This is a genomic window from Modestobacter versicolor (assembly GCF_041028285.1).
In the GTDB taxonomy this organism is placed as follows: domain Bacteria; phylum Actinomycetota; class Actinomycetes; order Mycobacteriales; family Geodermatophilaceae; genus Modestobacter; species Modestobacter versicolor_A.
Window position 1 is genome coordinate 171,626 of the sequence record NZ_JABGDB010000006.1, and the last position, 14,065, is coordinate 185,690.

12 protein-coding genes are annotated in these 14,065 nt (G+C 73.6%); 4 read left to right on the forward strand and 8 right to left on the reverse strand.

What is annotated here, in order from left to right:
• Nucleotide 1: 1 nt before the first annotated feature.
• From HL054_RS18395 to chvE, 6 genes are all read right to left on the reverse strand, one after another.
• Nucleotides 2-676 (reverse strand): L-ribulose-5-phosphate 4-epimerase, encoded by a 675-nt coding sequence (locus tag HL054_RS18395; protein WP_369140518.1) that lies wholly within the window; start codon nucleotides 674-676, stop codon nucleotides 2-4.
• Nucleotides 673-2,313: a xylulokinase gene (locus HL054_RS18400; RefSeq protein WP_369140519.1), complete on the reverse strand. Its 1,641-nt coding sequence runs from the start codon at nucleotides 2,311-2,313 to the stop codon at nucleotides 673-675. The genes HL054_RS18395 and HL054_RS18400 overlap by 4 nt, the downstream gene beginning before the upstream one ends.
• 70 nt (nucleotides 2,314-2,383) lie before the next feature.
• The gene (locus HL054_RS18405; protein WP_369140520.1) at nucleotides 2,384-3,412 is read right to left on the reverse strand and encodes a LacI family DNA-binding transcriptional regulator; all 1,029 of its coding nucleotides are present in this window, start codon (nucleotides 3,410-3,412) and stop codon (nucleotides 2,384-2,386) included.
• A 61-nt stretch (nucleotides 3,413-3,473) separates the two neighbouring features.
• Nucleotides 3,474-4,742 (reverse strand): multiple monosaccharide ABC transporter permease, encoded by a 1,269-nt coding sequence (gene mmsB / locus HL054_RS18410; RefSeq protein ID WP_369140521.1) that lies wholly within the window; start codon nucleotides 4,740-4,742, stop codon nucleotides 3,474-3,476.
• On the reverse strand, nucleotides 4,739-6,277 hold the full coding sequence (gene mmsA / locus HL054_RS18415; RefSeq protein WP_369140522.1) for a multiple monosaccharide ABC transporter ATP-binding protein: 1,539 nt from the start codon (nucleotides 6,275-6,277) through the stop codon (nucleotides 4,739-4,741). Before mmsA ends, mmsB begins: the two co-directional genes overlap by 4 nt.
• A gap of 195 nt (nucleotides 6,278-6,472) precedes the next feature.
• Entirely contained in the window at nucleotides 6,473-7,621 is a 1,149-nt protein-coding gene (gene chvE, locus HL054_RS18420; RefSeq protein WP_369140523.1) for a multiple monosaccharide ABC transporter substrate-binding protein, read from the reverse strand.
• A gap of 308 nt (nucleotides 7,622-7,929) precedes the next feature.
• Between chvE and HL054_RS18425 the strand changes: the two genes are divergently transcribed.
• The gene (locus HL054_RS18425) at nucleotides 7,930-9,546 is read left to right on the forward strand and encodes a long-chain fatty acid--CoA ligase (RefSeq protein ID WP_369140524.1); all 1,617 of its coding nucleotides are present in this window, start codon (nucleotides 7,930-7,932) and stop codon (nucleotides 9,544-9,546) included.
• A 100-nt stretch (nucleotides 9,547-9,646) separates the two neighbouring features.
• On the opposite strand, the gene HL054_RS18430 is transcribed toward HL054_RS18425, so the two are convergent.
• Nucleotides 9,647-9,979: a rhodanese-like domain-containing protein gene (locus HL054_RS18430; protein ID WP_369140570.1), complete on the reverse strand. Its 333-nt coding sequence runs from the start codon at nucleotides 9,977-9,979 to the stop codon at nucleotides 9,647-9,649.
• Between the two features lie 84 nt (nucleotides 9,980-10,063).
• On the opposite strand from HL054_RS18430, the gene HL054_RS18435 reads away from it, so the two are divergent.
• Genes HL054_RS18435 through HL054_RS18445 form a run of 3 tightly spaced genes read left to right on the forward strand, consistent with a single transcriptional unit; the run spans nucleotide 10,064 to nucleotide 12,726 of the window.
• Nucleotides 10,064-10,579, forward strand: coding sequence for a PH domain-containing protein (locus HL054_RS18435; RefSeq protein ID WP_369140525.1), 516 nt, complete (start codon nucleotides 10,064-10,066; stop codon nucleotides 10,577-10,579).
• A complete protein-coding gene (locus tag HL054_RS18440) occupies nucleotides 10,576-12,051 on the forward strand; it encodes a PH domain-containing protein (RefSeq protein WP_369140526.1) in 1,476 nt (491 codons plus the stop codon). Before HL054_RS18435 ends, HL054_RS18440 begins: the two co-directional genes overlap by 4 nt.
• A 24-nt stretch (nucleotides 12,052-12,075) precedes the next feature.
• A complete protein-coding gene (locus HL054_RS18445) occupies nucleotides 12,076-12,726 on the forward strand; it encodes a pentapeptide repeat-containing protein (RefSeq protein WP_369140527.1) in 651 nt (216 codons plus the stop codon).
• Here the strand turns inward: HL054_RS18445 and HL054_RS18450 are convergent.
• Nucleotides 12,674-13,981: a glutamate mutase L gene (locus HL054_RS18450; protein ID WP_369140528.1), complete on the reverse strand. Its 1,308-nt coding sequence runs from the start codon at nucleotides 13,979-13,981 to the stop codon at nucleotides 12,674-12,676. The two genes, HL054_RS18445 and HL054_RS18450, sit on opposite strands and share 53 nt — an antisense overlap.
• Nucleotides 13,982-14,065: the final 84 nt, after the last annotated feature.

A 14,065-nucleotide genomic window follows, 5' to 3' on the forward strand; every position in this document is an offset into this window, starting at 1 on the left:
CTCACCGCTGGCCGTAGACGTTCTGGTAGCGCGCGTACAACGAGTCGATGTCCGCCTGCGCGATGGGGACGGGCTCTCCCAGCTGGCGGGAGAGGTGGACGGTGCGGGCGACGTCCTCGGTCATCACCGCGGCCTTGACCGCGGCCTTCGCCGAGGGCCCGACGGTGAAGACGCCGTGGTTCTGCATGAGGACCGCCGGCGAGCGGGAGCCCTGCAGGGTCGCCACGACGCCCTGGCCGATGGAGTCGTCACCGATCAGCGCGAACGGGCCGACCGGGATCGGCCCGCCGAACTCGTCGGCCATCGCGGTGAGCACGCAGGGCACCTCCTCCCCGCGCGCGGCCCAGGCCGCGGCGTACGGGCTGTGGGTGTGCACCTGGCCGTTGACCTGCGGCATCGCCCGGTAGACGTAGGCGTGCGCGGCGGTGTCCGACGACGGCGCCTTGACCCCGTCGACGACCTCGCCGTCCAGCGTGCAGACGGTGATGCCCTCCCAGGTCAGCTCGTCGTAGGAGACGCCGCTGCCCTTGATGACGAACAGGTCCTCGCCGGGCACCCGCTCGGACACGTTGCCCGCGGTCCAGGTCACCAGCGCGTAGCGGGTGAGCTCGGCGTGCAGTGCGGCGACGTGCTCGCGCTGGGCGCGGTGGGTGCCGTGCTCGGCGGCGGTGGTCATGCGTGCTCCTCGGTCGGTGCGGCGGGGGTCCCCGCGTCCTGCGGCAGGTGCTCGACGGCGGCGCGCTCGACGGGGAGGGCGGCGAGGTACCGCTGCATGAAGGCGTCGAAGCCGGCGACGTCGTCCGGCCGGGGCTCGACGGTCTGCAGGACGGCGCCGGCGAAGACGGTGGTGTCCAGGTAGTCCGCGAGGGCCTGCCCGGGTGCGCGCCGGGTGGCGAAGGCGGCCAGGACCGCGGCTCCCCAGGCGCCGCCCTCCGCGGCCACGTCGCCGACGGACACCGGGGTGTCGATCGCGGCGGCCAGGAAGCGCTGCGCCACGCCCGCGGTCCGGAAGAGGCCGCCGTGGGCGAACATCCGGTCGAGCCGGACGCCCTCGGCCTGCTGCAGCACGTCCATGCCGACCCGGAGGGTGGCCAGCGCCGAGTACAGGTGGGTCCGCATGAACGTGCCCAGGTCGAGCCGGCTGTCCGGCGACCGCAGGAACAGCGGCCGGCCCTCCTCCAGGTCGGTGATCGGCTCCCCGGAGAGGTAGTTGTAGGCGAGCATGCCGCCGCCGTCGCCGGCGCCGTCCAGGGCTGCGGTGAAGAGGGTCTCGAAGACCCGCGACGGGTCGGCGTCGCTGCCCAGCGCTCGCGCGAACTGCGCGAACAGCCCGGCCCAGGCGTCCAACTCACTGGCGCCGTTGTTGCAGTGCACCATGGCGACCGGGTCGCCGGCCGGCGTGGTGACCAGGTCCAGCTCGCGGTGCGCCCGGCCGAGCGGGCGCTCGAGGACGACCATGGCGAAGATCGACGTCCCGGCGGAGACGTTGCCGGTGCGCGGGGCGACCGAGCCGGTGGCGACCATCCCGGTGCCCGCGTCGCCCTCGGGCGGGCAGAGCGGGGCGCCGGCGGACAGCCGGCCGGTCGGGTCGAGCAGCCGGGCACCCGCCTCGGTGAGCGTGCCGGCGGGCTCGCCGGCCACCGCGATCGCGGGCAGCAGCCCGGCCAGGGTGAGCTCCACCCCGGCCTCGGCGGCCAGCTCGTCGAACCGGGCCAGCATCGCGGCGTCGTACCCGCCGGTGGCGGCGTCGATCGGCAGCATGCCGCTGGCGTCGCCGACGCCGAGGACCTTCTCGCCGGTGAGCTGCCAGTGCACGTAGCCGGCCAGGGTGGTCAGGTGGTCGACCCGGCCGACGTGCTCCTCGCCGTCGAGCACGGCCTGGTACAGGTGCGCGACGCTCCAGCGGTGCGGGATGTTGCAGCCGAACTCCGCGCTCAGCCGCTCGGCGGCCCGGCCGGTGTTCGTGTTCCGCCAGGTGCGGAACGGCGCGAGCAGCTCGCCGTCGGCGTCGAACGCCAGGTAGCCGTGCATCATCGCGGAGACCCCGAGCGCACCGACGCCGGCCAGCTCGACGCCGTGGCGGCGCTGCACGTCGGCGGCCAGGGCCGCGACGCTCTGCTGCACTCCGGCCCAGACGTCGGCCAGCGAGTACGTCCACAGCCGGTCGACGAGCTGGTTCTCCCAGTCGGAGCTGCCGACGGCCAGCGGCGCGTGGTCCGGACCGATCAGCACGGCCTTGATCCGGGTCGACCCGAGCTCGATGCCCAGGGCCGTGCGACCCGAGGTGATCGCTGCGCCGGCGTCCGTCGTCACGTCAGGAGCTCCTTCCCGCCACCGCGGGATGCGGCACGAGTTCGATTGTTAGCGTTAACAACAGCGCCGGTCAAGCCGGCCGAACCGGCCCGGTGCTGTTCCGGACGACGAGCTGCGGCATGACCGGCTCGGGGCGGTGCGCCTCGCCGCGCAGCCGGGCGAGGACCAGCTGGACCCCCCGCCGGCCGAGCTCGGCGAAGTCCTGCCGGACGGTGGTCAACGGGGGTGTGTAGTACGCCGCCTCGGGCACGTCGTCGAAGCCGACGACGCTCACGTCGCCGGGCACCGACAGCCCCTCCTCGTGCAGCGCGTTGACCATCCCGAGGGCCATCTGGTCGTTGGCGACGAACACCGCGGTGACGTCCTCGCCCTCGCGCGCCAGCGCCGCCAGGCGGCGGCCCGCGGCGTGCCCGGACGAGGGCCACCAGTTGCCGTAGAAGACCTCGGGCACCGGTGCGCCGGAGGCCTCGAGCTCGCGCCGCCAGCCGATCAGGCGGCCGCGCGCCTCGAGCGAGTCACCCGGCCCGGTCACGTGGTGCACCGTGCGGTGGCCCAGCTGGAGCAGGTGCCGGGTGGCCAGCGCAGCGCCCACCTCCTGGTCGACCCAGACCGTGGGGTGCACCGGGTCGTGACCGACCTGCACCGCGATCAGCGGCACCTGCGCCCGGAAGCGGCCCAGCGCCTCGACCGCCTGGCCGTAGGTGGACAGCGCGACGACCGCGTCGACCGACTGCGCGACGAAGCGGTCGACGGCCTCCCGCATCGCCCCCTCGCTGTCGTCGTCCAGGATCGCGACGCCGAGGGAGTAGCCGGCCGCCCGGGCGGCCTTCTCCAGCCCGAGCAGGGTCTGCGCCGGGCCGTACTGGTTGATGTGCGACGTGACCAGGCCGATGGTCCGGGTCGAGCCGGTGACCAGGGCGCGGGCCGCCGTGTTGGGCCGGTAGCCCAGCTCGGCGATCGCCCGGAGCACCCGTTCCCTGGTCGCCGGTGCGACGTTCGGGTGGCCGTTGACCACCCGGGACACGGTCTGGTGCGAGACGCCGGCGTGTACGGCGACGTCGGCCATGCCCAGTGCGCGGGGCGCCCCCTCGGGCAGCACGGTCACTCCTCACTGGGGGGCGGCCTCGTCGCCGCCCCCCGTCCGTGGCCCTGCGGGACCGTCAGCGCGAGGTGCCCGCGCGCCGCTTGTTGTAGACGTCGAAGGCGACGGCGAGCAGCAGGATGAGGCCCTTGATGACCGACTGGATGGACTGGTCGACGCCCTGCAGCTGCATGCCGTTGCTCAGGACCGCGACCAGCAGGCCACCGACCATCGCACCGCCCACGGTGCCGACACCACCGGTGACGGCAGCGCCACCGATGAAGGCCGCCGCGATGGCGTCGAGCTCGAAGTTCTGGCCCGCCGCGGGCTGCGCGCCGTTGGACCGCGAGGAGTAGATGATCCCCGCGACCGAGGCCAGGAAGCCCATGTTGACGAAGATCCAGAAGTTGACGACCTTCACCTTGACGCCGGACAGCGTCGCCGCGGCCAGGTTGCCGCCGATGGCGTAGACCTGCCGCCCGAACACCGAGCGCTTGGTGATCAGGCCGTACGCGGTCACCAGCACGCCGAGGATGATCAGCACGATCGGCAGGCCGCGGGCGTGGGCCAGCTGCCAGGCGAAGTACATGACGACGGCGGCGACGACGACGACCCGGGCGACGAAGAGCGGGAAGCTCTCCACCGGCTGCTTGTACCGGATGCGGGCCACCCGGGTGCGGAACCCGCTCACCGCGTAGCCGGCGACCGCCAGGGCGCCGATGAGCAGCGTGAAGGCGTCGTAGCCGTTGCCGCCCATCAGGCCGTTGATGAAGCCGCTGGCGACCTTCTGGTACTCGGGGGTGAAGGGCGACAGCGAGATGTTGTCCAGCACCTGCAGCGTCAGGCCGCGGAACAGCAGCATGCCGGCGAGGGTGACGATGAACGCCGGGATGCCGACGTAGGCGACCCAGAACCCCTGCCAGGCACCGACCAGCAGGCCGACGGCGAGGGCGGCCAGCATGCCGACCCACCAGGGTGCGCCCTCGCGGATGACCAGCACCGCGGAGACCGCGCCGCTGAGCGCGACCACCGACCCGACGGACAGGTCGATGTGGCCGGCGATGATCACGATGACCATGCCGATCGCCAGCACCAGCACGTAGGAGTACTGGAGGACGATGTTGGTGATGTTGCCCGGGCTCAGCGACGTCCCGCCGGTGAGGATGGCGAAGAGCACCACGACGACGAAGAACGCCACGTAGATGCCGCTCTGCCGGAGGTTCCGGGTGAGCAGCTCACGGATGTCGCTCGTCCCGGTCTTCAGCGCCTTCGACTGTGCGTCGGCGACCTCAGCCGGGGTCTCGTTGGTCTGCGTCGACCCCTGGTCCGGCCCTGCGGTCCTGGTCATGCTGCGAGCTCCCTCTCCTTGGTCATGAGGGCCATCAGGCTCTCCTGGGTGGCCTCACGGACCGGCTGCTCGCCGGTGATCCGACCCGCCGACAGCGTGTAGATGCGGTCACAGATGCCGAGCAGCTCGGGCAGCTCGGACGAGATGACGACGACGGCCTTGCCGGCCGCCACCAGCTTGTTGATGATCGTGTAGATCTCGTACTTGGCGCCCACGTCGATGCCGCGGGTCGGCTCGTCGAGGATCAGCACGTCCGGGTCGGTGAACAGCCACTTGGACAGCACGACCTTCTGCTGGTTGCCGCCCGAGAGCTTGCCGACGATCGAGGACACGCTCGGCGCCTTGATGTTCATGTCCCGCCGGCTGTCCTCGGCGACCTTGGTCTCCTCGTTGCCGTTGACCCAGCCGCGCGTGGACAGCTTGGCCAGCGCCGCGGCCGAGACGTTGCGCCGGATGTCCTCGATGAGGTTGAGGCCGTACTTCTTGCGGTCCTCGGTGGCGTAGGCGATGCCGTTGTCGATGGCCTCGGAGACGCTGCGGGCCTTCACCTCGTGGCCGTGCACGAAGACGCGCCCGGTGATGTCCCGGCCGTAGGAGCGGCCGAAGATGCTCATCGCCAGCTCGGTGCGGCCCGCGCCCATCAGCCCGGCGATCCCGATGACCTCACCGGCCCGGACGTTGAAGCTCGCCCGGTCGACCACGAGCCGGTCCTGGGTGGGGTGCTTGACGGACCAGTCCTCGACCCGCAGCACCTCCTCGCCCGGGTGCGACTCGCGCTCGGGGTAGTAGGACTCCAGGTCGCGGCCGACCATGCCGCGGATGATCCGGTCGGTGTCGACGTCGGGGGCGCTCATGTCGAGCGTCTCCACCGTCCGGCCGTCCCGGATGATCGTGGTGTGCTGGGCGATCGCGACGATCTCGTTCAGCTTGTGCGAGATGATGATCGAGGTCATGCCGCGGTCGCGGAGCCGGCGGAGCAGGTCGAGCAGGTGCGCGGAGTCGGTGTCGTTGAGCGCCGCGGTGGGCTCGTCGAGGATCAGCAGCCGCACGTCCTTGGAGATGGCCTTGGCGATCTCCACCAGCTGCTGCTTGCCCACGCCGAGCTGGCCGACCGGGGTCACCGGGTTCTCGTCGAGGCCGACCTCGGCGAGCAGCGCGGCGGCGTCGGCGTTGGCCTTGTTCCAGTCGATCAGGCCGGCCCGGCCCTTGCGCTCGTTGCCCAGGAAGATGTTCTCCGCGATGGACAGGTACGGCACCAGTGCGAGCTCCTGGTGGATGATCACGATGCCCACGTGCTCGCTGTCGCGGATGCCGTTGAACTTCTGGACGGCGCCGTCGTAGACGATGTCGCCGTCGTAGCTGCCGGCCGGGTAGACGCCGGACAGGACCTTCATCAGCGTGGACTTGCCCGCGCCGTTCTCACCGCAGATGGCGTGGACCTCGCCACGACGCACCGCGAGTGACACGTCCGACAGCGCCTTCACGCCGGGGAACGTCTTGGTGATGGAGCGCATCTCCAGGATGTTGTCGTCCATGGACGCCGTCGTCCTCTCCATGAGGAGTGGCCCTCTCTGCACAGATGTCGGGCGGGGTGTCGCCACCCTGGCCCCTGGTTCGGTTGCCCGGCGACCCGGGCTGTCCCGACCTGTTCAGCGAGCAGTGTCAGGAGGTGGTGCCGGCCGGGCCCGACAGCTGAGCTGCCGGACCCGGCCGGGACTGTGGGGCGGACGTCAGTCCGACTGGCCCTTGGCGACCTCGTCGGCCGTCCAGTAGCCGGAGTCGACCAGGACCGACTGGATGTCGTCCTTGAAGACGGTCTCGACCGGGAGCAGGTAGGACGGGACGACCTTGACACCGTTGTCGTAGGTCTCGGTGTCGTTGGCCTCCGGCTCCTCACCCTCGAGGAAGGCCGTCGCCGCGGCGACGGCCTGCTCCGCCAGCAGGCGGGTGTCCTTGAAGATGGTGGAGCTCTGCACGCCGTCGTTGATCAGCTTGACCGAGGCGATCTCGGCGTCCTGACCGGTGACGACCGGCAGCGGGTTCGCCGAGGCGAGGTCCGGGCCGTAGCCGGCGTTCTGCAGGGCGGTGATGATGCCGCGCGAGATGCCGTCGTAGGGCGACAGGACGCCGTTGACCTTCGTGCCGTCGTTGTAGCTGCCGGTGAGGAGGTCCTCCATGCGCTTCTGGGCGGTCTCCTGGGCCCAGCGCAGGGTGGCGGCCTGCTCGATGTCGGTCTGACCCGACTTCACCACGAGCGTGCCGTCGTCGATCTTCGGCTGGATGACCGACATCGCGCCGTCGAAGAAGAACCCGGCGTTGTTGTCGTCCAGCGAGCCGGCGAACAGCTCGATGTTGAACGGCCCGGTGGCGGTGCCCTCGGAACCGTCGGCGTTGAGCACGCCCAGGCCGGTCAGCAGGGCGGTGCCCTGCGCGACGCCGACCTTGAAGTTGTCGAAGCTGACGTAGAAGTCGACGTTCTCGGTGTCGCGGATGAGCCGGTCGTAGCTGATCACCGGGATGTCGGCGTCGGCGGCGGCCTGCAGCTGGCTGCTCAGCGCGGTGCCGTCGATCGCCGCGACGATCAGGGCGTCGGCCCCCTGGGTGATCATCTGGTCGACCTGCTGGCCCTGGGTCGGGATGTCGTCGCCCGCGTACTGCAGGTCGACCTCGTAACCCTCCGCCTCGAGCTGCTCCTTGACGTTGTTGCCGTCGGCGATCCAGCGCTCGGAGGTCTCCGTCGGCATCGAGACGCCGATCGTGAGCTCAGAGGCGTCTGCGTCCTCGGTGTTCGCGTTGCTGCCGGCACCCTCGCCACCGCAAGCCGTGAGGCTCAGGGCCAGCGCGGCGCCCAGGGCGGTCAGCCCGAGCTTCTTGTTCACTGCCACATCTCTCCTTCGAGACATCTGCCGCCCGTTGGCGCAGGCCCGCAGAGATGCGGGCAGACGACAGTGTGAGCGCTAACAACCCGGGTGCGTCAAGCCCTCGGGACGAAGTCCCCCGTCACGGTCGCGTAACGACCCGTTCACCCGCGTCCCCCCGGGGCGGCCCCTCCGGTCACTCGCCCCGGCAGCTCACCCCTCCGGGGGAGCCGGCCCGCCGCCGTCCCTGCTGCCGCCCCGCCGTCCCTCGGCCCGGGCCGGCGCCGTCCCCGCTGGATCGTGAGCCAGGTCACTGGCACCATGCGGCCATGCGCGGCTTGATGCAGGACGTCCCCCTGACCGTCGACACGATCTTCCGGCACGCCGAGCAGCACCACGGCGACGTCCCGATCGTCACCAACAACCCCGGCGGCAAGGTGCGCACGACCTACGCGGAGTGGGCGCAGCGCACCCGGCGGCTGGGCGGCGTGCTGGACACCCTGGGCATCAGCGCCGACGGCCGGGTCGGCACCTTCGCCTGGAACTCGGCCCGGCACCTGGAGCTCTACTTCGCCGCGCCCTGCACCGGGCGGGTGCTGCACACGCTCAACGTGCGGCTCTTCCCCGACCAGCTGACCTACATCGCCAACCACGCCGAGGACGAGGTGGTCTTCGTCGACCGGACGGTGCTGCCGCTGTTCTGGCCGCTGGTCGACGCGATGAAGACCGTGCAGCACGTGGTGGTGATGGACGACGGCGGCGACAACCCGGTGCCCGACGACCCGCGGGTGCTCGACTACGAGACGCTGCTGGCCGAGGCGGAGCCGGTCGAGTTCCACGTCCGGGACGAGAACTCGGCGGCGTCGATGTGCTACACGTCCGGCACCACCGGCAACCCCAAGGGCGTCGTCTACTCGCACCGCTCGACGGTGCTGCACACCATGGCGGTGGTCGCGCCCAACGGCTTCGGCATCGGCGTCGAGGACGTCGCGATGCCGGTGGTCCCGATGTTCCACGCCAACGCCTGGGGGATCGCCCAGGCCGCGCCCGCGGCGGGGGCGGCGATGGTCTTCCCCGGCGCGATGATGCAGCCGCAGGCGCTGGCCGACCTGATCGTCGACGAGGACGTCACCTTCACCGCCGGCGTGCCGACGATCTGGCAGGGCGTGCTGCCGCACCTGGCCGGCCGGCCGCACAAGCTGCGCAAGATCGGCTGCGGCGGCTCGGCCGTGCCGGCCGCGCTGTCGCAGGCCTACCAGGAGCAGGTCGGGCTGCCGATCTACCAGGCGTGGGGCATGACCGAGACCCACCCGGTCGCCTCCGGTGGCACGCTGTCGCGCCGCTGGCAGGAGGCCGACGAGGAGACGAAGACCGCCCGCCGGGCGCGGCAGGGCGTGCCGCTGTTCGGGGTGGAGGCGCGGATCGTCGAGGCCGGCACCACCGACACGCTGCCCTGGGACGACGTCGCGACCGGCGAGCTGCAGGTGCGCGGGCCGTGGTGCGCGCAGGACTACTACAACCCCGACGCCGGGGTGGAGCTGTCGACGTCGGACGGCTGGATGAAGACCGGCGACGTCGCCGCGCTCGACGAGTACGGCAACATCCGGATCGCCGACCGCACCAAGGACCTGATCAAGTCCGGCGGCGAGTGGATCTCCTCGGTCGACCTGGAGAACGCGATCATGAGCCACCCCAAGGTGGCCGAGGCCGCGGTCGTCGCCATCCCGCACCCCAAGTGGGACGAGCGCCCGCTGGCCTGCGTGGTGCTCAAGCCCGGCGAGACCGCCACCGAGCAGGAGATCCTCGACCACATCAGGCCGCTGGTGGCCAAGTGGTGGCTGCCCGACGCGGTCGAGTTCATCGACGAGGTGCCCAAGACCAGCGTCGGCAAGTTCTCCAAGAAGGACCTGCGCTCCCGCTTCGCCGAGTACCCGGTGCGCGACTGAGGCCGCCGGCCTCCCGCACTCCCGTCGGCCCCGTCGGCCCCGTCGGCCCCGTCCAGAGGCTCACCCCGAGCTCGCGAGGGGTGAGGAGGACGGGGTCCTCTCAGACGACGTACGGGGGGCGGCCGGTCTCGCTGACCATCGGCCGGCCGGCCGCGTCCCACTCGCCCATGCCGCCGCTGACGTTCACCGCGTCGTAGCCGTTCTGGTTCAGCCAGGCGGCCACCCGCGCCGAGCGCCCGCCACCGCGGCAGGTCACGTACACCGGGTCGCCCTCGGGCACGTCGCCGAGGCGGGCCGGGACGTCGCCCATCGGGATGTGGGTCGCGCCCTCGATGTGCCCGGCCACCCACTCGTCGTCCTCGCGCACGTCGAGCACGACGGCGTCCTCGGGGACGTCGGCGGCGGGCACGGAGGGCACCTGCTGGGGCATCATCACGCCCACCATGGTCCCACGCAGCCCCGGAGGGCACCGCCGGTGCAGGCCGGCGCCGGCCGGGCACTGCCAGGATGGGCGGTGATGAACCCTCCCCCGCCGGCCCCGGCCCGCGAGCCCGCCTGGTCGCTGTCCCGCGAGGCGATCGGGCTGTGGACGGCGCAGGGCGTGCTCGGCACGGTCGTGTACGGCCTGCTGGTCACCGCCTTCTGGGTGTTCGTGCCCGCGGACGCCGGCTGGCCGGTGACCCTGGTCCGCTGGGCCGGCCCGGCGCTGGTCGTCGTCTACGGCGTGGTGGCCATCGGCTTCCGGCCCCGGCTGCGCTACCGCGTGCACCGCTGGGAGGTCACCGCCGACGCGGTCTACACCCTCACCGGCTGGCTGGCCCGCACCTGGACGCTGGTCCCGGTGTCGCGCATCCAGACCGTCGACGTCACCCGCGGGGTGGTGCAGCAGGTGTTCGGCCTGGCCAGCGTGGCGGTGCTGACCGCGTCCTCGCAGGGGACCGTGCGGATCCCGCACCTGGAGGCCGACGTCGCCCGCCGGGTGGCCGAGGACCTGGCGCGCCGGGCGGAGCTGGTCCGGGACGAGGCCACGTGAGCCCACCCGGGGAGCCGGTCGGACGGCGGACCTCGGCGTGGGTGCTGGTGCTGCACACGGTCACCTTCAAGCAGGCCCGCGGGCTGGTGCCGATCGTGCTGGTGGTCGGTGCCGGGCGGGGCCTGGGCGACGGCCCGGCGACGGTGGTGGCGCTGGCCGCGGGCATCACGCTGCTGTCCCTGCTGTGGGCGGCGCTGTCCTGGTGGCGGTTCAGCTACGCCGACGGCCCGACGTCGGTCGTCGTCACCCGCGGGCTGCTCTCCCGGTCGGTGCGCACGGTGCCGCTCGACCGGATCCGCGGGGTGGAGGTCGAGGCGCCGGCGCTGCACCGGCTGGTCGGGCTGGTCCGGGTGCGCATCGACGCGGCGGCCGGGCAGACCCTCGGCAAGGAGGAGGAACTCGTCGTCGACGGCGTCCCGCGCGCCGAGGGCGACCGGCTGCGGGCCCGGCTGCTGGCCCGCCGGGGGCCGGTCGGCGCCCCCGGTGACCCGGACGGCGCCGTCCCGCCGCCCGAGCCGGAGGAGGAGCTCACCCGCTTCGACCTGCGCTGGCTGCGGTACGCCCCGCTGGTCGGCGGGTACCTCGCCGTCCCGCTGGCGGGCGTCGGCGCGCTGTTCCGGGTGCTCGACGAGCTGCCCGAGCGCTGGCGGCCCGACCTCGGCCAGCCCGACGTCTCCGGGACGACGGCCCTGGCGCTGTTCCTGCTGGCTGCGGCGGTGGTGCTGGTCGCCGGGTCGGTGATCGGCTGCGCGGTGGTCAACTGGCGGTTCCGGCTGGTCCGCCGCGGCGGGTCGCTGGTGGCCGTCCGCGGGCTGGTCACCCGCCGGCACACCGAGCTGGAGATCGACCGGATCCGCGGGTGGGCGGTCAGCGCGGGGCTGGGCATGCGGCTGGCGGGCGCGGCGCGGGCCAGCGCCCTGGTCACCGGCCTCGGCGACGCCGCCCGGCGCGGGCAGCTGCTGCCGCTGGGGCCGCGGCAGACCGCCTGGACGCTGGCTGCCCGGCTGGTCGACGACCCCGGTGAGCTGCGCCGGCACCCCCCGGCCGCGCGCCGGCGCAGCGTCGTCCGGGCCTGCGTGCCGGGGCTGGTCGCGCTGCTGGCCGGCGCGGTGCTCGGTCCGCTGGCCGGCTGGTGGTGGCTGCCCGCGGCCGGTGCGGTGCTCGCCGTCCTGGGGGTGCCGCTGGGGCTGGCCCGGTACGCCGCGCTCGGGCACACCGCCGGCCCGCGGTCGTTCGCGGTGCGGTCGGGCTGGCTGGTGCAGGAGCACGCGGTGCTGCAGCGGCGGGCCGTCGTCGGCTGGCAGCTGCGGCAGAGCGTCGTCCAGCGCCGGGGCGGCCTGGTCACGGTGCTGGCCTGCGTCGGTGCCGGCCGGGGCGGTTACGCAGCGGTGGACATGGCCGCGGCGGAGGCGGCGGGGTTCGCCCGCGCCGCCTCGGGCCCGTGGGCGGCCACCCTGGAGCCACCGGCCTGACGCCGGGGCGCAGGGGACCCCAGGATGGGCGCCGTGCCCATGGACGCCGCCGCGCTGACCGACCTGCTGCCCGAGCTGGACGACGCCCCGGGGCCGGAGCTCACCGGCGGGGGCAGCGCCGACGGGCTGCGCTTCCCCGGCCCCGAGCTCACCGGGGACGCGACCGGCGCCCGGTTCCTGGAGTGCGTGCTCACCGGCTGCGACCTGGCCGGGGTGCCCTTCGACCGGGCCCGGCTGGCCACCTGCCTGCTCGCCGAGCTGCGGTCACCGGCCTGGTCGCTGGTCGACGCCACGCTGCTGGACGTGGTGCTCGCGGGCGGCCGGTTCGGCGCGCTGACCGCGCACGGCGCCGAGCTCACCCGGGTCGCGCTGGAGGGGGTGAAGGTCGACTTCGCCGACCTGCGCGGCGCGCGGCTGGTCGACGTCACGCTGACCGGCTGTACGGTCGGCGAGCTGGACCTCACCGGTGCCGAGCTGCGCGACGTCCGGCTGGTCGACTGCTCGGTCGGCTCGCTGGTGCTCTCCGGCTCCCGCAACCGGGCCGTCGACCTGCGGGGCGCGGAGATCGGTCTGCTCGACGGCGTCCCGGGCCTGCGTGGCTGCACGATCAGCACCGCTCAGCTCACCGGGTGGGCCGGCGGGATGGCCGCCGAGCTGGGCGTCGCGGTCGGCTGAGGCCCGGTCGGCCCGCGAGCAGGGTGGTCAGCAGGCCGGCCGCGGCGTCCGGGTGGTCACCGGCCAGCAGCCCGGCGGCGGCCAGCACGTACCGGGTGTCGACGACGACCCGGGTGCCGGTCAGCACGCCGCCGGCCCCGCCGCGGTCGGCGGCGACCCGCGCCACCACCCCAGCCACCACGGCCGGGTCGGCGTGCCGGAACACCCCACCGGAGAGCACCACCAGGCCCACGCCCCGCGCGCTGGCCCCGCCCGGGCCGTAGGCCGCCTCGGCCCGCAGGTGCCGGCGCAGCGCCACCACCGCGGCGGCCTCGCCCAGCGACAGCCCGTCGTCCCCCGGCGGCGCCAGCCCCTCGGCGGTGGCGGCCTCGCGCAGCGCGCCGGCGCTGGCCTGCACCCCGAGGTCGCCCTCCACGGTGCGCCGCCGCGCCGGGACCCCCACCGCCGACCGCTGCAGCGTCTGCTCGGCGTCGGCGACCGGGACGCAGTGCACGTCGGTGGTCGCGCCGCCGACGTCGAGCACCAGCACGCCGGGCACCTCGGCACCGGCGCGCAGCCCGGCCAGCGCCGCCACGCCGTCCAGCACCGCGTCCGGCGTCACCGACCGCACCCACTGCCGCAGCCGCGGGTCGGTGGACAGCCGGTCGCCGCCGATGACGTGGGTGAGGAAGACCTCCCGGATGGCCGAGCGCGCCGACTCCGGCGCCAGCCGGCCGATGTCGGGCAGCACGTTGCCGGCCGCGGTCACCGGCACGCCGGCCCCGGTGAGCACGGCCACGGCGTCGTCCCGGACGGCGGTGTTGCCGGCGACCACCACCGGGACGGCACGGTCTGCACCCGCCAGCACGCCCGCGTTGTGCAGCAGCACCCCGCCCTCCCCGCCGTCGGTGCCGCCGACCAGCAGGACGACGTCCGGCTCGGCGGCGGCCAGCCCGGCGAGCGCGGCCGCGGTCAGCCGCCCGGCCGCCACGTGCACCACCCGGGCGCCGGCGGAGAGCGCGGCGCGGTGCCCGGCCTCCGCGCTGATCAGCTCCTCGTAGCCGACCACCGCCAGCCGCAGCCCACCGCCGGCGCTGGAGCACGCGCGGACCGGGGCGTCCCACCCCGCGGTGGCGGTCAGCACGCCGGAGACGACGTCGTCCGGGGTGGTCGGTGCCTGGTGGGTCGCCACCAGGCGGCCGCCGTCCAGGTCGACCAGCGCCGCCTTGGTCCAGCTGGAGCCGATGTCGACGCAGGCGAGGATGCGAGCGGCCATGCGCGGACAGTAGCGACGAGGGTGTACCGCTACGGAACTGTCCGGTCCGGGCTTGCCGCCGGGGGCACCGGGTAGGGCGGGCTC